This is a genomic window from Nocardia sp. NPDC050175 (genome assembly GCF_044459885.1).
Classification (GTDB): Bacteria; Actinomycetota; Actinomycetes; order Mycobacteriales; family Mycobacteriaceae; genus Nocardia.
The window spans coordinates 719,533-740,547 of record NZ_JBITJI010000004.1 but is presented as its reverse complement, the minus strand read 5'-3'; the positions used below and the strand labels follow the sequence as shown (position 1 = coordinate 740,547).

Genomic DNA, 21,015 nt, shown 5'->3' with positions numbered 1-21,015 from the left:
CACAACCAGCACGCCCAGCCCAAACGCGAGTTCGCCGTCAACTCCAAGATCCGGTTACCTGATTACCTACCGAAGGTTGCTTGACGAGGCACTAGCTTGCCCTGTTTCGTGTGGCCGCAGTGTCATTCGACCGACGTACAGACCAGTCGGCAAGATCTGCGTTACTATTCAGGTCTGCAATTTTCTGATCTGGGGGCAATATGGCCATCCCACTCGATGTTCACCTCTATGTGACACCGCGATGTAACCTATCGTGTCCGCACTGTTACTATGACGCGTTGGAACGCGGCCGCCAGCCAGATAATGTGTTGTCGCTGGCCGAGGTTTCGAGGGTGCTGAACGGACTTTGTGAACGCTTCGACGCGGACATTTCCCTCGAAGGCGGTGAACCGTTTATGCGTGCCGGCTTAGGCAAGATGCTTTCGACGCTCGATGCCGCTGTACTGAGTCGAATTACGGTTACCACCAACGGTACGGTGCGTATGCTGGCATCTACTACGGTGTTGGCCGCACTCGGTGACCTTCGAGTATCGATAGACGGCCACACCGACGACTTGCAGCAGGAGTTGCGGGGCGTCAACGTTGCTCCAGTTCTCGATACCTGCACGAAGCTGCGTTCGCAGGGGATCCCACATACGGTGCGTATGACGCTGTATCGCCGCAATATTCGGCGACTCGGCGAGATATTTGTCTGGGCGGAGGCGAATGAAGTTGCGCGATTGTCGCTGTTCGAGTACCAAGCGTCTGGTCGAGGAATAGGTCAGGATGCGTTGTTCAGCGCATCCGCGGAGGACGTTGATTGCTTGCTCGACGATTTCACCGCGCTTCCGCGCCCGGCAGGCCTGAAGGTGGTGACTCTCAATCTTGCTCGGCGCCGTATGGCCGCGGTGCAGGGTCGGGAGGGAGCGCTTGCGGAGGCGGGGATCAAGGTGCGCTGGCTTCCGGCGGTGGCGAACTGCACAGTCAACTACGACGGTACGGTTGGCATCAGTCCATGGAAAGTTACGGCGCACGGCGCGCCTGACATCTTCACCCACACGACAGCGCCGGACTTCTTCGACCAGCTGGAAGCGTCTGCGGTCAGCGGTGGTCTCAGCGACGACGGAGACTGCATCAGTCGCGTCCAGCTGCGGTGTGATCGATGAACGTGGATGTCGCTCCGGCTGGACGTAATTTGATGAGCGCGTTCAACATCGGAAACACGCCATTGATCAGGCTGCCGGACATCGCTGCTCGTGGAGCGGTGTGGCTCAAGGCCGAGTACACCAATCCTTTCGGTAGCGTGAAAGACCGGACCGCGGCCTACTTGCTGGCTTGGGCCGGTGCCGAAGTCGGAGACTGTGTGCGAGTCGTAGAGAGCACATCAGGCAATCTCGGTATCGCTCTTGCTCGTCTGGGCCGGCAGCTGAAGGTGCCGGTGACGCTGGTCATGGATGCTTCGCTGCCGAGTCGACGCATAGCGGATGTTCGCCGAACCGGTGCGGCGGTGCGCGTGGTCGAGCGGTGTCTGCCTGGCATGACTTTTCGGGAAAGCCGCATCGCGCTCGCCAAAGAACTAGGCAGTCAAACAGATTGGTTGTGGTTGAACCAATACGACAACGAGCAGGGCATGTACGCCCATGAACAGACCACTGGGCCGGAGATCTGGAAGGTGATGAACGGTGCCGTCGATGCCGTAGTCGCCTCGGTCGGTACGGGCGGCACACTGTGCGGGATCAGTGCGGCGTTGCGCGGCTACAGCCGCGCTCCGCTGATCGTGGGTGTCGAACCAGTGGGTTCCACCATCTCCGGCGGCGAGGAGGGCGACTACCTCCCGGCTGGGTCCGGCATGCGCGGAATGGGGGAAATTGTTGCGCGGCACCGTGATCTGGTGGACCTGTTTGCCAAAGTCCCTGATGGGATCGCGGCGGCCTGGACCCAACATCTACTGCACCGATTCGGGCTCGAGGTAGGCGCGACGACCGGTGCGGCGGTTTCGGTCGCAGCGATGCTGGCCGCAGAGTACGACGAGCAAGTTGTCGTGATCGCGCCTGACCGCGGACGCTCCTTTCATCCTGCGTTGCGAGCGTTGGCTACCAGTGGATTTCAGGTCGGCGATACCTCCCAGATCCAGATTGCGCCGTTCGGAATGTCCCAGTAACCAGTACGTTAGGAGCGCACGCTGATGACGTCGACGCCGGTATCCGCGACCGAACAGCGGGTCCTTTCGATCGTCCAGGACCGTTTCGATTGGAACCGTCACCCCACCCAGACCGCAGACCTCCGTAGCGATCTCGGGCTCGATTCCGTCCACTTGGTCGAGCTGCAGGTTGCCGTGGAGGAGCACTTTCACGTCGTATTCGATCCGTTCGACGAGCAGTTGGTCGAGGCATTTCAGACCACGGCCCATCTCGCGGCCTATATCGACTATCTCGCAGCCAAGGACAACTGATGTTGAGCGATACGAATCCCTTCCTGGGAGCGGTCATGAGGGCGATCCGGGTCGGTCGGCCAATCCTTCCCGCGGACCAGCCGTTCTACACGCGCCTCGAGCACGTCCCCGCTGGGAATTACGTTGAAATTTGGTTCCGTACAGGTGGATGCACCTGGGACCACGCCGGCGGCTGCACGATGTGCAACTACGGCTTCGGCAGCGCCGTGACTTCGGCCGACATCACCGATGCTGTTCGGGCTGCGCTCGATGAGCTGGAGCAGCCTCCCGACGAGTTGATGATATCGCCGTCCGGGGGGATGTGGGATCCAGGTGAGGTCCCCACTACGGCACTGGCTCCGGTGTATGCCTTGGCTGCAACGGCTACGCCGGGTCGGTTCCTCGTCGAGACTCGCGCAGAGACGGTCGGGTCCGAACGCCTGAACCAGATGCGGGCAGCACTTCCTGGTATCCAGCTGGGGGTGGAGGTTGGGCTGGAGTCCGCGTTCGACTCCGTGCTTGCCTATTGCGTGAACAAGGGCAGTGATGTAGCTGCGTTCACCACTGCCGCACGCGCTGTGCACGCTTGCGGGGCTGACATGTATGCGAACGTCAGTCTTGGTACCGCGTTTCTCGATCGGGCCACCGCAGTTCATGACGCAGTGAACACGGTGCGTTGGGCGCTTGATCACGGTGCGGACACCGCCGTGCTGTTCCCGCTGCACATCAAGCCGTACACGCTACTGGCGCTGCTCAGTGATCACGGCCGCTACCAACCGGTCTCCCTATGGGACTTGGTTGAGGCGTTGTTTGGGCTTGGTCCCGAGCTCGGGCGACGCACCGAAATCGCCTGGTACAAGAGCTATTACGACACTTCGAAGAAGATATCGGTGTCGCCCAGCGGCTGTCCGACATGCCACGATCGGCTGATCGGCGAACTTGATCGTTACCGGGCGACAATGGATTTCGGCATAGTCGCTGACCTGAACGACGCTCGGTGCGCGTGCGCTCCGCCGCCTGCATTGGCGCAACCGCCCACCAGCGGACCACAGATTGCAGCCTGCATCGTCGACCACTATGACCATCTTGCGAGATCTCTCGGTCTGGAATCTGTATGGCGGGCCCGGCGACCGCGGCTGGAGCCGGCGATACATCGTGCATTTGCGTCGTATCCAGCCAAGGGGGTGACTGTCGATGTGGGCCAGTAGCGTTGGGGTGCATCGTATCGATGAGTTACCCGGAGAATCCCGGATCGCTGAGCTGCTTCACACTCGGTTGGCTGATGAGCCTGAGCCGGTCATGGTGATCGATGGCAGAGCCGGCGTCGCTCGCCCGAGCTCGACCAGTACCTATCGGCTATTGCGCGCCTTAGGGCTGGTTCGTGCCGAGCCAGTGGCGTGCTGGACCCGAGATGCTGAGAATGCATGGGACGCACTCGATCTCCTCACCTCGGAACTGCCGCTCGACCGATGCGCATTGCTGATCGCGGTTGGCGCGACGGGCTCGGTGAACGTGGGGAGCGCCGTTCTGTGGCGGGGCGCCGGTCCAAGACGGCGATGTCTCCCGCGCCCGGACGCGGCACCACCGGGGCCGCTCGGCAACGGATTCCTTGATCTGGTGGCACAGGCCGCCTCCGATGATCACCGCAAGCTTTACGCGTGATGGAGTAAGAAATTGTGGAAAATGCTGCAGGTCAGCGACATCGATGAGGAAGTCGCCCGCTTGATCGATCTCATCCGGTCTGGTGTCGGCGACGACCGCGGACTTGTGTTTGTCTCCGGCGGTCTCGACTCAGATGTCGTCGCGCGCCTTACGGTCCGCGCACTCGGGGTGTCGCGGGTGAAGATGTTGACAGTTATCCAAGACGATATGAGCCCGATTCATCTTGAGCAGGCGCGCTGCCTCGCCACACAGTTGGGTGTCGAGCTGGTTGAAATCGATTTGCGTGGTTTGCCGCTCGAGGTGCTCTATCGGCTGGCGGTCGCGGATCAGCAAGAGGTGTTCGATCCGCTCGGTCTGCTCGACCCGGCGCGGATGAAGTGTTCGTTGCGGACCGTCTTGACATCCACCTACCAGGACCGCGGTTACGTTGTGATCGGTACCGGCAACCGCACAGAATCCGAGCTGGGGTTCTTCCTGCCGTTCGGCGACGGCATCTGGCATATCGGTCCTATAGCTCATCTGTACAAGACCGAGGTGCGGTTGATCGCGGCTGCGGTAGGAACCTCAGAGTCGGTGTTGGGTCAGCCGCCCTCGGCTGGCTTCTGGGTAGATCAGACCGATCGCGAGGACCTCGGTTTCTGGTTGGTCAATGAGGGGCCGATCCAACGGGAGCGTGAATTCAGTGACGGCGAGGTGGCGCAGGCCGACGAATTCAGCCGCAAGTTGGACGAGACCGCCCTCGACGAGTTGCTACTGATTCTGAGTGTGGGAGGCAATGTCGGCGAGGCATCGTTGCCGCCCGACCTGATCGCAAAGGTCGAGCTGGTGGTAAAGCGAAGCGCGCGGTTCAAAGGCCGTCCGACAGGGGTCACGCTGTCGCGCCCGAGTAGCGATAGTGCCCCGAGAATTTGACGAGGCGTCCGGCAATATTGATCTGGGAAATGTGAGAGTCACCGAGCCACTCCGGGGCCGAGCGCAGGTCGATCCGGATAGCGTTGTCGGTGTCGATCTTCACGGCGGAGTGCTGATGGCCGGCGAATTGGACCGCAGCGCCGATAGTCTCGCGGCCGAACTCGACGAGCTGTCAGGACGTGGATTGGTCCTGCTTCAGGAACCCAATTGCCTGGCTGCGATCGTTGCCGTTGTCGGTGTGCTGCGTAGTCGGCACGCTTTGCTAGTGGTTCATCCGGAGATGCCGATCCAAGCCGCTGACACCGGAATTGGCTGGCCTCGACCGATCGCGCAGATCAAGGTTCATGACAGCGGACTCCGGGTTGATCCCGAGCCGTGCGGGCCGGCGGGTCAACTCTGGGCGCCGCCGTCGTCTCGGCCAAACCTTGCGATCGCCTTGTGCGTGCCGACTTCCGGCACAACTGGGCGACCACGGGTGATCGCGGCCCCGCATCTACAAGTAGCAATGGCGGCCGGGCTGATCCAGTGCAATCTGGGATATCGAAATGACGATGTCGTTCCGGTGATCTCGCCATTGTGCTTCGACTACGGCCTGTACCAGCTGTTCCTGGCGTTCCGTAGCGGCTGCACGGTGATCGTCGATCCCCAACTCGGCACAGTGGCGAATGTATTGGCGGCGGTTGCCCGCGCGGGCGCGACCATCCTGCCCTTGGTGCCTACCATGCTGCGAGCCATCGTCAATTCACCATTCATCGACAGGGTGGACCGTTCGTCCATACGGCTCGTCACTACGACGGGCGACGTTCTCACCGAGGCGGATGCTCAGGCTGCGGCGGCCGCGTTTCCCAACGCGGTCATCACGCCGATGTACGGCTTGTCGGAATGCAAACGCGTGGCTATCACACCGCTGCATGCTGTGCGTCCAGCTGGCGCGGTAGGGCGCCCGCTCCCGGGTACCGACGTCGCGATCCTCGACACTGGCGGCGTCCACACAGCTTTTGGCGAAGCCGGCGAGCTTGTCGTGAGCGGCCCGCATCTCACTCTCGGCTACCTGGCAGATGAATCCGCCACGGCGCGGCGCTTCGTTGTTGATCGCCGCAACGGGCACCGAGTGCTCCGCACCGAGGATCGGCTGCGAATGGATCGGCAGGGTTGGCTGCACTGGGCGGGTCGTAGCCACGACCTAATCAAGACTTCTGGCTATCGGGTCGATCCTGCTGAAATCGAGAGTGCAGCAGCTCTTTCCGGCGTCGTCATCGAGTCCGGTGCCTACGGCAGGCCAGACCGAACACGTGGCCAGACGCCGATGCTTCGAGTGCGGCTGTGCGCGGGTATCCAGTCAGCGACCGGACACGACACACTCGTTCGCGCTCTGCGTGCCTTGTTACCGGCCTGGGCGATTCCTGAAATCGAGATCAGTTCGGTGGAGCTACCTCGCACGCTGCACGGCAAGATCGATCGCGTGTCACTGCAAGCATCGAACGGGCAGTGCAGCTCCGATCAGATCGATGCGGCCGAGCCTTCAGTCGGGATACTGGTTGCCGCGTCCACGTTCCCACGCTCGAGTAACCTGATCAACTGTCACACCCAGGCGTTCTTGAGCGCTTATCGCTTGCCTGAGCGGCTGGCGGACCCGGCGTTGTTCGAGCTGGCCACGACGGTTCCGTTCGGCACCAGGAGCCGACCGGCAGATATGAACCGGCTTCTGACGCCATGGCTCGACCCAGATATCGGCCTGGATCGGGCTGGCGAGACATACGGATTTCATACCGAGGTCCATTGGCACGAAGACGGGGATCCAGCAACCACGGAACTGGTCGAGTGGCTCGGTACGGGGCCTGTCTTACTCGGTCCGCTGGATCTGGGATGGCTCACTTATCACGGCCTGGCCGAGACATTGTGTGGCTGCGATCATTACGTTGTCGCCGTTGGTTGCACTGTCCGCGGCGCAATTGTATTGATCGACCCCGAGGGCTACACACAGGTCGAGATCGATCGGGATGAATTGGTGCGTGCTTGGTCAGCCGAGCACGTTCCAGAAGGTCGCGGCAGCTTCATGCTGAGGCGAGTCCACCCTGGCCGCGCCGCGCTGGAACCGATGAGCATCGTTGCTCGCATTGCCGACGCCGCCATCAGCAATCTGGAAAGTGCGTCCCGCGCGGTGGACGGTGGCGCAGCGGCCTATCGTACTTTGGCTGCGCTCGATCTTGCCCCCAGTGGTCAGAGGGCCCTGAGTTTGCTGCTGCCCGCAGCCGCAGTCCGTGCCCGTTTGGCGGGCCGGTTCGCTGGGCTGGCATCGACTTTGCTCCCGGACTCGAATCGGTGGCGAGGACTATCGGAATTGTGGAATCGGCAGGTCGAGGCCCTCGCGCTTGCGCACGGACGCCTGCTGACCGGTGAGTCGATGACCAACCAACTACGGATCGCCGCCGACATCGAAGACCACCTCACCGAACTTGCCGTCAAGCAGAAGGCGAACCTCACATGACCGGCGCTGTACCACTCCAAGCGGCGGCGGCCGCGGCTGCCACCTCGATGTGTGATGTCCAAGCTCTCGCGTTCGATGTCGGCTTGCCCGAGGCCGAACGCCGCAAGCTGCGAGACGGCGGTCTGCGCGCGGTGCCGATTGCGAAGTCGGATTTAGCCAGTCTCATTCGCGAAGTAGTTGAGCGTTTAGCGCAAACCGACTGCCGGGCTGTGGTATTCGCGCATTCTCTTGAGCTCGACGATACGGTCTGCGGACACTTGGTCGATTTGCTGAAGGACGCGATTCCATCTCTCGAGCAAGCGCCATTGTTGCTCTCGGGGCGGCCGTGCAGCGTAATCCATCTCGGAGTGGAGTTGGCCGCTAGACTTTGGCGTCGCAAACCCGACGGAACGGTCCTGCTACTCGGTGGCGATGTGGCCGAGAATCATGACGCCCGTTTCTTTTTCGGATCGGCGATGGGGGATGCGGTGGTGGGGATGATGTTTGGTGGCGTGTCGGTGCTCGGTGATATCTTGGCGACGTCTTCGTCGTGGCACGTGGTTGCGGCCGACGGGGCCGCATCGTCCGCTGATGACATCGCGCGCTTCCGTGCGGAGAACCCGACCGCGATCCGGCAGACAATCACCGACGCGCTGGCAAAGGCTGACCTGACGTGGAGCGATCTGAGCGCGATCGTGCCACACACCCCTTACCGGACAATCTGGGACATGATCGCGCAACTCTGCCAGTTTCCCCGCGACCGAATTCTCGACCAGGGGATCAGCGAGACGGGTCATCTGAACTCCAATGATGTTGTCGTGCATATGATCGCAGCGATCGACGACGGCCGACTGAGCTCCGGCGACGTCGCGGCTTTGGTCAGCCAAGGCTTCGGTGGGGCCCGCGGTTGCACCCTTGTTCGGGTGTCATGACTGCGCACGATCGCCATCCGTTGGCGCCGCTGACAGCCACAGAACTGCGGGACACGGTAGCTATTGTGCGTCGTGCTGAGGCGGTGGCCATGGACGGACTGTTCGTGTGGTGCGCGCTCGATGAGCCGACTAAGCAGCAAGTGCTCGAACTCGACACGATAGCAACGCCGCTCGAGCGCAGGGCACTGTGCGCCATCTATGACCGAAAAGAGCGCCAGACGAAACTGGTTACTGTCTCGCTGACCGACCAGAAGGTCGTACACGTCGAACTAGTCAGTAGGGGGGAAGCGCAGATCCTCAATGCGGAATGGTTCAACGATGCTGCCGCAATCAAGCGAGATCCCAATTTTCAAGAAGCCCTGCTCCGCCGCGGCGTGACGGATCTCGACACGGTGCGCGTCGAACCGTGGCCGGCCGGCAACTTTGGTACTGATCTCGACCGAACCGGGCGCCGACTGGGTCGTGGTGTGGCCTACGTTGTCGAGCGCCCGGGCGATAATCCGTATACCCGGCCCATAGAGAACCTGGTGGCGGTCATCGATCGAGACACGGGCGAGATCGTGGAACTCCTTGATGGAGAGGCGATACCGCTGCCAGCCGATCCCGGCCGATATGACGGTACCGGTTCCGTCCGCCACCTGGCCCCGCTCAGGATTACCCAGCCGTCCGGGGTCGGTTTCGATGTGTCCGACGGGCACGTCCGATGGGGTCCTTGGCGGCTCCGGGTCTCTATGCATCCGCTGGAAGGGCTAGTGCTGCACGACATTCGATACGATGATGCGGGCAGGAAACGTCCGATAATCTATCGCGCGAGCGTGGCAGAAATGGTTGTCCCATACAGCTCGACGAGTATCAATCACTGGTGGAAGAACGCCTTCGACATAGGGGAGTGCGGGCTCGGTAAGGCCGCTGCCAGTCTGGAGCTCGGGTGCGATTGTCTGGGTGAGATCACCTACGTCGATGTCGACATGCTCGACGAGGACGGAAGCATCTACACAATGGCGCGGGCGATCTGTCTGCACGAAGAGGACTACGGTGTCTTGTGGCGGCACAAAGATGTTGTGACAGGGGTAACCGAGGTACGTCGTTCCCGGCGTTTGGTGTTGTCCGCCTTCTCGACAGTCGGCAATTACGACTACGGATTCTTCTGGTATTTCTACCTCGACGGGACGATTCAAGCCGAGGTCAAGCTGACCGGTGTCATCCTCACTCAGGCGAGCGCGCCCGATGCTCGGCCGCGCTACGCCAACCCGGTGGCGCCGGGGCTTGCTGGCCCACATCATCAACACCTGTTCGGCTTTCGTATGGACTTCTTCCTCGACGGTCCGAACAACACGGTGTACGAAGTCGACGCCGTCGCTGAACCTTTCAGCGAAGGAAACCCCTATGGCACTGCTTTTGTCGAGCGACGAACGCGGCTGGACCGGGAATCGGGTGCCGCGCGATTCGCCGCGCCGGAGCGCGCCCGTAGCTGGCTTGTGACGAATCAGAGCAGTCGCAATGTTTGTGGCGAGCCGGTGGGATACCGACTGATACCCACCCATGCAGCTGCATTGCTCGCTCAACCTGAGTCGCCGGTTAGTCGACGAGCAGGATTCGCCACGCGCCACCTCTGGGTGACTGCGTTCGACCGAAACGAGCGGCGGCCGGCAGGCGACTTTCCCAACCAGCACGCGGGTGGCGACGGCCTGCCTCGATGGGTAGTGGCTGACCGCGAACTGGTCGACACAGACATTGTGCTCTGGCACACCGCTGGTAGTACACACTTCGCTCGGCCCGAGGATTTCCCGGTGATGCCTTGCGATTACATCGGTTTCACGCTGAAGCCATCGGGCTTCTTCGACAGGAATCCCGCACTCGACCTCGCCGCGCCGAACAAGTGAACCTCCGACTGCACAAGTTCGCTTTAGCAAATCGGCCGTTTCTGAGCTTGCTTGGGCGACGCCTCGGCCGTGGTACCGGCTATCGCATTAACCAATGGAATGGTCTGGCGGTCCCATAGGCTCTCAATATGGAGACTGACTCCCCGCCGTTTGAGCCAGGCACTGCGTCTACGAGCAGTGCCAGCGTAATCTTCTCGCCCCACCTTGCGTTACCCAAACGACCTCCTGCACTGGTTTACCTCGATCTCAATCACTTCATCAACCTGGCTCGGGCGTCCCAGGGGACGGGTCCCTCGGGATACCCCGAACTGTTGGATGCGTGTCAGCGCAGCCGTCACGCCGGAACAGCGCTGTTCCCGTTGTCGACGACGCATTGCTTCGAGATGACTGGCATTTCGGATCCAGAGCAGCGTCGGGCTGTGGCCGCTGTGATGGAGGAACTCTCGGGGTTTCATTATCTGTTGGACCGCGGCGTGATTACTCGACTGGAGATCGACGCCGCGATGTGCGGGAATAGGGCTCCGCGTTCGCGGGGCTATGGCTTCCAGCCCGCGATCTGCGCCCAAGCTGGTGCGATGTCTACCGAGTGACCTGACAATAGGTGGACGGTGCAGGTTGGTGCCGTGGACGAAGACAAGTCGCTCGCGAGAATCTGGCTGCGGGCGAGGACGCCGGGTAACGGACCACGCTCAGCGGCGGGAACGAGGTGGTCGGCCGGGATCTTACAGCAGTAGTCAACAGGCGTAGCGAAAAGCGCCCCGACGACGACAGCCGGGGTGAGTTTCAAGTACCGCCGCACACACTCGGCGTACGGCGCTCAGCGCTTCTCCTATTACTCGTGGCCGCCGCTAATTTCACCAACAATTCTCTTGCGCAATAGGTCGTGTCTGAATTGATAAGCCGGACCAACTTGACGTAGGACGCCACGCTGGTGTGCGTCGGTGAGAAACCCGACAATGCGCCATGGGAGGCTACCTGTGATAGGGAGGAAGCATCGGCAGAATATGAACCAACGACCCCACATGTTCGTCGCGGTGCCGAATATGAGGCCGACCGCCACGCCGCCGACGATGCCGGCCATATTGCCGATCACAAAGCTTAACATGACACTGTAGGCGATGCTGACGGATACTATGAAAAACAGGTTGTATACGCGATTATCGCGGATCATCGGCACCATGGAATTCGCTTTTTCGATCGAGGTGGGTGCTGCTGGAATATACGATATGCTCATGAAGAATGCGAAAGCCAGGGCGATGAGGATCCAGGATGTCAACGAACCTCGGGGAGAAGTGGTGAGTGTGCCGACGGCGACCACGACCAGCCCGCCCGCGGTGCATGCCGCGCTTGAGTCGCGAACCTCCGCCCACACCGACTTCGGTTCCGGTTTCGGCGAATCACGGCGGAGGTAACTCACAACGAGGCCGGGTGCGATACCGCCGAGTGCCGCACCCGGCAGCAATGGCCACCAGTTGTGATAATGCTGTACGAATGGCCAGCTGAACGATACGCAAATCGTCACCCACATCGGGCTGGTGATCGATTCCTTCCAGGTCACCGGCACCTTCCAGCTCACTCGAAGCGGCGGCATGCCCGGGAACAGTCCGATTGCGGTGCCGACGACCACGCCGACGATCACGCTTACGGCAAGAAAGGTCGGACTGCCGAATCCGGCCAAGATCAGTGCCAGGCTGAAGACCATCCCGAGGACTCCGCCGAGAGCTCCGAGAACACCGGCGCGCCAATGCCGGGGAACGACATCTGCCAACTTCCACCAAGCTATGTCCAGACCATTATCGAGGTTTCGTGCGAGGAACGTCAGCCACTTCCTCGCATCGTCGACACGATACGGGGAATTCCGATAGGTCGTATCGAGAAATCCGTCGAAGAGGTAACCGCAGATAGAATTACTGGACGGGAATCGATCATGTTCGAGCAATTCCATGGGCACGCGCTCGCCTGCGTCCGTATAGAGTGTTCGAGCCAAGTACACCATCAGCGGAGTGGCGAAGGCCTGTCGTATCGAAGATGCAACGCTCGCGTCGTCATCGACCCTGCTCGCGAACTCATTCCACGCGGTGCTGTCTGCGGTGGAAATGGTTGGTAGGTAGTCAGTCACATCATCGAACTCCAGCGGCTCGAGCTGGACGACACCGGCGCATCTGAGGTATTCGTCGCCGAAATATTCGCGAAATTCATCGATTCTGCTCGTCAGCACGAACGGCCGTCGCACGTCATCGTTGAGTATTGCAACGAATTTCTGCCGAGCCGTGGCGGGCATTTCATCGAAGCCGTCTATGACAGGAAGGATATCTCTCCGGTCGAGGAACGCCCGCGCGATGCCCAATTTTCTACCGGCCGCCTGATTCAATCCTGGATAATTGCGCTCCAGTTGATGTTCGAGCCAATCATCGAAATTCGGCATATTCTCGATGTCCCAGGATGCGGCCGAAAACAATACGGGAATCGGCTTGCCACGCTGCCATCGATCCTCGTCTATCAGATCGAGTAACAGCCGCATGGCTAGAATAGTTTTACCGGATCCCGGAGCTCCCAACAATATCAATCGGCCACCAGGAACAGCATCGTAGGAATCAGCGATGGTCGCCAGCTCGCCGTCGAGTCGGAGATCTCCTGCGATATCAGGCTGGTCGCTCCATTCCATGAGTTCAGGCACACCTCGCCACGAAACGTTGAGCGGTCGCGGCTCCTGCACTTTTCTGATCTTTTCTTCACCGACCCACTGATCGGTGACGGCGCGCCGTAGTTCCAGCAGGCGTTCGAACAGGTCTTCCTCGCCCAACGAGGCGGCCCGGCCCCGCACTGTCGCTATCACATAGAGAGCGCATCCGAAGAAGAGTAGGAAGCTGACGAGATAAAGCCAGAAACCGGCCGCGTACGGAATTCTGGACCAGGTTGCGGCGCCACCAATCGCTAATATGATCGCGGTGACCACTGCGGTCCCAAGAGTTGCGCTCTGGTATCCAGAGGAGGAGGATTCCTCAGGGCTCGTGTATGTCGGCGGAACGTAGGGAATCTCCGCCAAACTCTGAAATACCGTGTAGGCGGACGCCCTCGGATCGTCGGCCGCGCAGACAACGAGCTTACGAAGGAGGTTCCGGTCAGCAGCCTGCTGGCAGATGGACAACCACACGTCGGTCATGGGATGGCCGAAATCGATATTCTGCGGTGGAATTCCGACGCTCGCGAGGAGTCGTTGTGCGTCCCGGGACATGGGGTAGGCCTCGCCCAGGGTCCGGAGCAATTTTCGCGCGGCGGGATCCGCGGCGTCGAAAGGGCACCGATCGAGGAATGACACCGATATGTCGTTCATGTCGGCGACGGATTATCGGAGGCCTGCGGCTTCGAGGCCCGCGATCACTCGAGAGATGCGAATGCCCTGGTTGCGACCGCGTTCCTTCACGTGGCGATGGTGCAGTGCGACGAGCCGCCATTCGTTGTCGAATACCGGCGATCCCGAGGACCCGGATTCGGTATCGGTCCAGTACTGGATGACGTCGTCGTCGACGTGCCGAACCAGGTTGTGGTGCACGCCGATCTTTTTCCTTTCACCGCTCGGGTGCTGGATGATGTTGACTCGGTCGTTGATGCCGACCGTCGCGGCCGCGTCCAGTTCGATCATCGGAATGTCCTCAGGCAGCGGTTGGCCGACCCGAATGACCGCCCAATCATGCCGGGGGTCACCGACTATTGTCTCCGGTGCACACGCGACCCTGTCGTGGGTGCGCGGCAGCCCGTCGAGTCCGAGTTCGTAATGAAACCAGGCTTCGGCCGCGATGACCGCAGGCATGCCGGGCGGCTTGTGGTCGAACAGGACGTGGTGGTTGGTCAGCAGCAGATCGGGGCCGATCCGGAAAGCTGTCCCGACGCGCCGGCCCCCCGTCCGATTCGTCACCAGCATTCGACACACCGCCGGTGTGAGCGCGAATCCACGTGCCAGGAAGGCGACATCCAGCAATGAGGGCTCATCGAAGAGCTGAGCCTCGAGCTCGCCCGAATCGTCGAATCCGTGCCACTGCGGTTCGGCGGCTGCGTCCACCGGTGCTTCGATGATCGGTGCGGGCCCGATGAGTTCGCGCACGCGTTGTGCGATGGCGGTGTCTCGCGACGCCGCGTCGAGCAGTTCCCGGATGCGATTCTGATTGCGCGCCGTGGTCAGCAATTCGTGCCACACCTGCGCCATCGGCTGCTCCCAGTCGATGTCCGCCGGGGATATGCCCGCCTTCGTGGTGAACCGGATGACCGGGTTCGCGCGATAATACGTGCGGGCGAGGATGTCGAGCAATTCGCCGGCCTCCGGGCGCGCCCAGTCGAACGGCAGCGTGTCGAGCAGATCGGTCATAGGTCTACCCCACTCCGTTGTTGGCTGCACAGCGGTCGACGATGGTCACGGATGCCGTGTCCCGCAACAGAATCGACACGGCCGCGGCGCCGACGGGCTGGACGGTGATCGTGCCGTTGCTGGAGTCGACCAGCGTGCCACAGCTGCTGACACCAGTGGGCATAGTGACGGAAACGAGTGCGGCCTTGGGCTTCTCCGGCGTCTGCGGAACCAGCCACCAGGCCGTGATGCCGAGCCCGAACACCACCAGTGCCGCCAGCACGAACAGTTTCGCGTGGTCGAGTGAGCGATAGATGGTGTTCGCGACGGCGATCAAGTAGCCGCGCACGGTTCCGTGGTGGTCGATCACCGCAGCGTAGGTCTGCGAACGGCTCTGTGGCGCACTGGCCGCGAGCGCCTTCCACAGGCCCGCGACCAGCAGCGCCACGCCGATGATCAGCAAGGCGATGACCAGCAAATTCCACGGGCGTTCGATCTTCTGGGCGTCCGGTCCCTTGAGCAGCAGCACGGAGGTGATGATGGTGACGAACCCGGCGAGACCGGCTCGCCATTTCTCGGCGGTGGCGGTGGCGCGGTCGAGGCTCCCGGCCACCAGGGCATCCCATTCGGCGATATCACGCGCCGCCGAGAGTGCGGGGCCGTGCGCGGGCCTGCGGAAGGGCGGCGGGGTGGCGGTCACCGAGCGGCCCGCAGCACTTCGGCCCGGAACAGTATCCCGCAGCCTTTGCTCTCGTTCGACGGGCGACCGGGATGCTCTCCCGTACAACGACATTGGACATCGATCGGGACATACTCTGGATCGATCGGCCCGGACTCGTCGCCCAGTCCGGAGACATCGGCGGGAATGGGCGCCACGAGTTCCATGACGAAGCCGACGTCGTGTGTGCACCGAGGGCACTCGCCGCTCGCGATCGCGGTCCGCATCGCATCGCGAACGATGAGGGTGACCGTCAGATTATCGGTGACCATCAGGTCATACGCCTTCTCCGTCCACTCATAGGCGGTGGGGCGGGCGAACTCGTAGGGCAGGTCGGCGGTGGGTCCGGACAAGGGGTTCCTTTCACCAAGAGCACAGTGCGGCAAGAGGTGCCCAGCGCGACAAGAATCCGCCCCGAAGGTCCGGGCGTGCCGTCCACCGGCGTGTCGCGATGTGCAGAGCCTGGGGTATCGGGTGAGCGGTTGCGGCGCTGAGGAATTGGTTCACGAAGGCAGCACTCGCGGGATCGTCGAGCATTTCGGACGTCGTGGCCGCAACCGATCGCACGCCCCGCGTCAATGCCAGGGTGGCGATGGTCATAGGATCCCCGGATCCGCGGGCGGGGGCGTGTGCGCCCCAACAGGAAATGAGGATCAACGCGGGCGGCGGCGCGGCGCGCAGCATGTCGGCGGGCGTGAGCGCGGTGTGTTCGTCGAGTTCGAGGTAGTGCACCAGTTCACGAACCGGCCGACCGTGGGCGACCACCACCGCCAAATCGATCCCCTCGGCCGCGAGGATGACGTTGCGACAGCCGATCGCGTCGGCAATCGGCATTACCGACAAGTCGGCGCGGCCGTCGTAGGCGGCCACGCGATGGTGGTCGACGACTGGGCTGGTCCAGTGGGCGATCCGGGGCCCACCGGTTGTCGCCCTCCTCCGCTGGTGTGTGCGACCGAAGTCAGCGAAGGGCTGAGACACAATGGATTTCGCTCGCCGAAGAATTCCCCGCCGGGCAGTGGTACGGCCGTCCACGGCACGGCCCAGAGCCGTCCGGCCGGGACGATGACGATGGGTACATCGCGTGGCAGCAGTGTGAGCAGCTCCTCGTAGATCAGCGCGTTCAGCGGGGCGACGAAGTCCGGCCGGGCGTTCAGCGGCAGTCCGTCGGTGTGCAGAGTGTCGACCGTCTCCCGCGTCGAACGCGGCAGATCGTGCAGCCCGATGTGCAGCGGCCCCTCCGCCGGGCGCAGGAGCCAGGCCAGTTCGTCGGGATCGCGCAACATGACCACCAGCAGCAAATGCGCCGCGCCGGTATCGGTCTGTGCCCAGAGGTTTTCGGTCTCGTTCGGATCGAACGGGGAATAAAGCCCGGCAACGGTGTCGTCGAAGGATCGCCTTGCCCGTTCGGGCAGCGCACCGGACAGTGCGAGGCCGCCCAGTGCCCGGGTGCGCTCGCGTCGTTCCCCAGCCCGTGCGTTCGCTTCCAGCAGCAGTTGGGCCAGCAGGCGCGCATCTGCGGTGTCCTTGGTTGCGGCGGTCATCAGTCCGGCCAGGCGGCGGCCGGCTATCGATTCGAACACCGCCACGAACGCCGCGGGGTCACCGGCGCGAACGGCGGTGCGCAGCGCCATCGCGTGCGCGGTGCCGAAGCGATCGAAGTACTCCGACTGGTGGGCGTGCTCGAACTGTGCCGCCCGCATGGTCTCCACCAGGGTGACGGCCGAAACACGGTGGCGCACAGCTGCTTCCATATCGCCGAGCGCCTCCTGGCAACGTGCGATGCCGGTCTCGGACGTCGCGGCGGCGGTGAGATCGTCGACAGACAGATACAGCTGGCGGGCTCGGCCGAACAGTTCGATCGCGGTCGGCCACTGACCGGCGTCGACCGCGCAGCGCGCCAGTCCGTTGATCGCGTGTGCGCGGCCGCGCGCATTGGCCGGGCCGGCGGCTTCGTGCGCGGCGCGATGGTTGGCGACCGCGGCCGCGCGATCACCCTGCGCGAGCTGAACTTCCGCCAGGCCGTCGAGTGCATTGGTGAGACCGATCGACAGACCACCGGCGCGGGCGCCGCTGACGGCTTGGTCGTACCATCCGGCGGCTTCGGCGAGCCAGCTATGGCGGCGGCACAGCTCGCCCAGCTGCACCGTGGCATTCGTGACGCCCTCACCGGACTGCAGTGTCTCGAATATCGTCAGTGCCGCCAGCAAGGACTTCATGGCCGCCAGCGGATTTCTCAGTCGCCCGAAGGCCTCGCCGAGCCCGGTCAGCGCATTCGCGATATCGAGACGCCAATCGTTGTCTCTCGCTATCCGCGAGGCGATTTCGAATTCCTGCGCCGCGCGAGCGGCGCTCCCACTGCGAAGATGTAGATAGCCCAGCGGAATCCCCGCTCGCACCTGACCGTATCCATACTTGCAGGCTCGCGCCTGAGTCAAGGCGCGGGAGTACTCGGTGATCGCCGCATCGATGCGCTCGGCCTGACGGTGCGCGTCCCCTGATCCGATCCACGCGTCGATCCGATCGATCGGATGATGTGCCTCGTGGTGCATCCGGGCGAGGTCTTCGAACGCTTGCGCCGCGGTGACGGTGTCATTGCGTTTGAGCGCCAGGTCGCCCGCGTCGAACAATTCGATCTGCCGCTCCCACAGCTGTTCCGAGACATCGAATTCCGATGCCGCGCGACCGACCGTCCCACCCTCTCGCAATGCTTCGTACCGGCAGCGCAGCGACAAGGCACCCGGGACGGGCATGGCGTCGGCCAAGCGGGGCGTCTCGGCGAGATGTCCCTGGCGCCACAGCGACCGGAGATCCATTTCAGTTGACCCCGCCGGTGTCGAAAACCGATGCCGCACTATCTATTCGACCGCCCAGTTTGCAATCGGCGGATCCGCGCGAATCATGCATATGTGACAACGCGGCCGCCTTCGCGGAGAGATCCTGATGTGCCGTATCGTATTCGCGACCAGCTTGCTCGTGCTGCCGGTGCGGTGTCAAGGCGAATCCTGCTCGCGCATCGCGGTAATCGCCATACAGGACGATGCGCCGCTGGCTATGCTGTGCCGACCACCAGCTCGGAGAGGCGCTCCGCACCGACCGAAAACAGCGCGGTCGTCGGGACTCAGAGAGAGCGAAGTCCGATAGCGATGTCCATTCTCGACCGGTCCCCTTTCCAGGCCGATGATCCGACGAGCCAGGAGATGCTCGAGGCTCTCGCGCACAGCTATTCGACGTTGCCCGAAATCCGCGAACCGGTGGCCAAAGCCGGAATTCCACGTCACCAGATCGCCTGGCAAGGCAGCGCATCGAGCGTCTGGCTCGAGGTATGCGAGCGAGCTGCGAACAGCGGGCTGCTGCGCCGCTTGATCGAGGTGGTCGCGGCTGATCCGAGGGCACAGGCATACGAGATCTTCGCCGAACTCGCGGCGACACCGAGACAAACCCATGCGGAAACACGATCCGAGGCGAACCGCCTCGGTCATCCGCCGGGCGATCCGGTTCTGGACAGTAAAGTCCGTCAACTCGCGCATGCCATCCGGAAGGAATTGGAGAACGAGGCCCGGCGTTGGCAGGTGGATCGTCCCGTGCCCATGCCAGTGCGCTGGCATGTCGCGGGAAAGTCGTTGCGGGTAAATGCCGAGAATGTGCGAATCAGCCCGGCCGGGAAATCGATGACTCGGGGCGAGTTGAAAGACCTCTTTCCATTGTTCAACGAGATCGGATTGAACCGGCTTGCGATCCTCGGGAAGCCAGGATCGGGCAAGACGATCTACGCGCGGCAGTTCGCGAATCAGGTACTGGGCAACGGCAACTTCAAAGGGCGCGTGCCGGTGATCTTCAACCTCGCCTCCTGGGATTCCAACAGCAAGTTGTCATTCAACGAGTGGCTGTCCTCGATCCTCGTGCGTGATCACCCTGGCCTGAGTCATGGCATCGCGCGCCGGATGGTCGAAGAGGATCGGATTCTGCCCCTTCTCGAGGGACTGGACGAAATGCTGGGAACGGGCGTTCCCACGCATCGTGAATCGGCTCTGGTTCAACTGAACACGAATCATGAGGACGACCCTCTCATACTCACCGGACGGGTCGACGAATACGCGACGAGCGCCCGGAAGGCCGGTGCGCTGACGGGCGCATGGACCATTGAATTGGAGGAATTGACCATTGCCGACCTGAAAGCATATCTCCCCTTCACAGGAAATACGGAGGAGGCGGGTGAGCAATGGCTCGAAGTGCTGGCGGAAATGGAGAAAGGTGAGCCGTCGACAAGAGTGCTGCGCGAGGTGCTGAAGGTGCCGCTCATGATCTTCCTCGCGCGCACGATCTATGCGTCCGGCGTCGACGACGGCGATCCGCACGCCCTCATCGACCAAAAATGGGACAGCCAGGAAGAACTCGAGAAGAAACTCTTCTCCAGATTTCTCAATACCGTTTTCCCGGTGCCCCACGAACGCGATGTCGATATTTCCTACGCGACCGACGGGACGGTCACGACACGCAGGCGCACCCACTATCCGAACCGCAAGGCTCTGCTCTGGCTCAACTATCTCGCCCGGAATCTGGGCGGCCATGAACTCAGGTGGTGGCAGCTGGCATACGGCGTCCCGAAACCGTTGAGCGCGTTGGTCTTCGGACTGTTGGCAGCCATTGCGGGCGGGGCTTGCGGTGCGGCAGCGGCCCACTTCAGTTTCGATCTGCGGGCCATCTCGCTGGGAGCTATCGCCGGCGCTCTGATGGGCGGGCTCTACGGTTGGGTATATCTCGGTGAGCCACCGATCGCGGTGCGCCTTCTCACCCGCTCCAGCGGTAAAAATTTTCTAATCGAGATGCTCAAGGCACCCCTTTACAGCGGCACAGGAGCCATTACCGGCTGGATACTCGTTGCGTTGGTCGGATGGCCTCTGCTGGGCTACGGGTCATGGTTTCTACTGCTCTTCATCGGCATAGTCGCCGCCTTCCCCCCGTGCATCGTGCAGAAGATTTTCGACCAGCCCGACCGAAAGCCGTTCTGGCACGAAATCGCCATCGCTGCGGGCGGCGGGACGTTGCTCGGCGGTACGACGGCGATCGTAGGTTTCGTCGCGCGCGTGCCGGCCGGGTCGATTGGGCATTGGATCGAGGCCGCTGGCTGCTATGCGTTCTTCCTGCTGCTCGCCTTCGGGCCGCACGCGCCCATCGCGGTCGACGAAGTGGTCACGCCGAAAAGCATGGTCGTCCTGAGCCGCAGGCACTTTCTGTATTTCTGGCTCACGATCGGCACCGCCTGCGGTGTCATCTTCGGCGCCCTGATCGGGCCGGCCGGTGGCATCGTCTACGGCACCGTATTCGGACTGGCGACAGGCATCGGCAACAACGCATGGGCACGATGGGCTGTCCTGACCCGCGGCATCCTGGCGATCCAAGGCAAACTCCCCTGGCGGCTGCTGTCCTTCCTCGACGACGCCCACGACCGCGGCGTCCTCCGCCAATCCGGCGCCGTCTACATGTTCCGCCACCGCGAACTCGAGCGGTACGCCGCCGAGGAACTCGATCAGCGATGACCGTCGATCGGCAAGCTTCGTCAACGGCGAGCGTGAATTGCGGACGACCTAGAGGTGAGCAGCGAGCATGTCGCGCTGACTGCCGAGGCGGTCGGGGTTAGCGAGCCGACCATGTGGCGGTGGTTGAAAGCCCGCCGGACCCCGGTTGCGCT

The 21,015-nt window shown here is 62.3% G+C and carries 15 protein-coding genes; 9 read left to right on the top strand and 6 right to left on the bottom strand.

From position 1 onward, the window contains the following. Positions 1 to 200 precede the first annotated feature (200 nt). From ACIBK2_RS17740 to ACIBK2_RS17705, 8 genes are all read left to right on the top strand, one after another. Positions 201 to 1,145: a radical SAM protein gene (locus ACIBK2_RS17740; protein WP_396968448.1), complete on the top strand. Its 945-nt coding sequence runs from the start codon at positions 201 to 203 to the stop codon at positions 1,143 to 1,145. Then, positions 1,142 to 2,140: a PLP-dependent cysteine synthase family protein gene (locus tag ACIBK2_RS17735; RefSeq protein ID WP_396968446.1), complete on the top strand. Its 999-nt coding sequence runs from the start codon at positions 1,142 to 1,144 to the stop codon at positions 2,138 to 2,140. The genes ACIBK2_RS17740 and ACIBK2_RS17735 overlap by 4 nt, the downstream gene beginning before the upstream one ends. A 24-nt stretch (positions 2,141 to 2,164) precedes the next feature. Further along, positions 2,165 to 2,431, top strand: a complete 267-nt coding sequence (locus ACIBK2_RS17730) for an acyl carrier protein (RefSeq protein WP_396968444.1) — start codon at positions 2,165 to 2,167, stop codon at positions 2,429 to 2,431. Further along, a complete protein-coding gene (locus ACIBK2_RS17725; protein ID WP_396968442.1) occupies positions 2,431 to 3,618 on the top strand; it encodes a hypothetical protein in 1,188 nt (395 codons plus the stop codon). The genes ACIBK2_RS17730 and ACIBK2_RS17725 overlap by 1 nt, the downstream gene beginning before the upstream one ends. 475 nt (positions 3,619 to 4,093) lie before the next feature. Beyond that, positions 4,094 to 4,984, top strand: a complete 891-nt coding sequence (gene nadE, locus ACIBK2_RS17720; protein WP_396968440.1) for an NAD(+) synthase — start codon at positions 4,094 to 4,096, stop codon at positions 4,982 to 4,984. Further along, positions 4,968 to 7,472, top strand: coding sequence for a class I adenylate-forming enzyme family protein (locus ACIBK2_RS17715; RefSeq protein WP_396968438.1), 2,505 nt, complete (start codon positions 4,968 to 4,970; stop codon positions 7,470 to 7,472). The genes nadE and ACIBK2_RS17715 overlap by 17 nt, the downstream gene beginning before the upstream one ends. Next, positions 7,469 to 8,383 carry a 3-oxoacyl-[acyl-carrier-protein] synthase III C-terminal domain-containing protein gene (locus ACIBK2_RS17710; RefSeq protein WP_396968436.1) on the top strand — a complete coding sequence of 305 codons (915 nt, stop codon included), beginning with the start codon at positions 7,469 to 7,471 and terminating at the stop codon, positions 8,381 to 8,383. The genes ACIBK2_RS17715 and ACIBK2_RS17710 overlap by 4 nt, the downstream gene beginning before the upstream one ends. Next, positions 8,380 to 10,266 carry a primary-amine oxidase gene (locus ACIBK2_RS17705; protein ID WP_396968434.1) on the top strand — a complete coding sequence of 629 codons (1,887 nt, stop codon included), beginning with the start codon at positions 8,380 to 8,382 and terminating at the stop codon, positions 10,264 to 10,266. The genes ACIBK2_RS17710 and ACIBK2_RS17705 overlap by 4 nt, the downstream gene beginning before the upstream one ends. 832 nt (positions 10,267 to 11,098) lie before the next feature. Here the strand turns inward: ACIBK2_RS17705 and ACIBK2_RS17700 are convergent. Genes ACIBK2_RS17700 through ACIBK2_RS17675 form a run of 6 tightly spaced genes read right to left on the bottom strand, consistent with a single transcriptional unit; the run spans position 11,099 to position 18,139 of the window. Continuing rightward, the gene (locus ACIBK2_RS17700) at positions 11,099 to 13,600 is read right to left on the bottom strand and encodes an effector-associated domain EAD1-containing protein (protein WP_396968432.1); all 2,502 of its coding nucleotides are present in this window, start codon (positions 13,598 to 13,600) and stop codon (positions 11,099 to 11,101) included. A 12-nt stretch (positions 13,601 to 13,612) separates the two neighbouring features. Beyond that, positions 13,613 to 14,629, bottom strand: coding sequence for a trypsin-like peptidase domain-containing protein (locus ACIBK2_RS17695; protein WP_396968430.1), 1,017 nt, complete (start codon positions 14,627 to 14,629; stop codon positions 13,613 to 13,615). 4 nt (positions 14,630 to 14,633) lie between these two features. After that, complete coding sequence (locus ACIBK2_RS17690) at positions 14,634 to 15,308, bottom strand: hypothetical protein (protein ID WP_396968428.1); 675 nt, start codon at positions 15,306 to 15,308, stop codon at positions 14,634 to 14,636. Further along, positions 15,305 to 15,679: a hypothetical protein gene (locus tag ACIBK2_RS17685; RefSeq protein WP_396968427.1), complete on the bottom strand. Its 375-nt coding sequence runs from the start codon at positions 15,677 to 15,679 to the stop codon at positions 15,305 to 15,307. The genes ACIBK2_RS17690 and ACIBK2_RS17685 overlap by 4 nt, the downstream gene beginning before the upstream one ends. 10 nt (positions 15,680 to 15,689) lie before the next feature. Then, on the bottom strand, positions 15,690 to 16,196 hold the full coding sequence (locus ACIBK2_RS17680) for a hypothetical protein (RefSeq protein ID WP_396968425.1): 507 nt from the start codon (positions 16,194 to 16,196) through the stop codon (positions 15,690 to 15,692). Next, positions 16,160 to 18,139, bottom strand: coding sequence for a tetratricopeptide repeat protein (locus ACIBK2_RS17675; RefSeq protein WP_396968423.1), 1,980 nt, complete (start codon positions 18,137 to 18,139; stop codon positions 16,160 to 16,162). The genes ACIBK2_RS17680 and ACIBK2_RS17675 overlap by 37 nt, the downstream gene beginning before the upstream one ends. Positions 18,140 to 18,469: 330 nt before the next feature. Here ACIBK2_RS17675 and ACIBK2_RS17670 point away from each other — a divergent pair, with 330 nt between their 5' ends. Beyond that, a complete protein-coding gene (locus ACIBK2_RS17670; protein WP_396968421.1) occupies positions 18,470 to 20,863 on the top strand; it encodes an NACHT domain-containing protein in 2,394 nt (797 codons plus the stop codon). Positions 20,864 to 21,015: the final 152 nt, after the last annotated feature.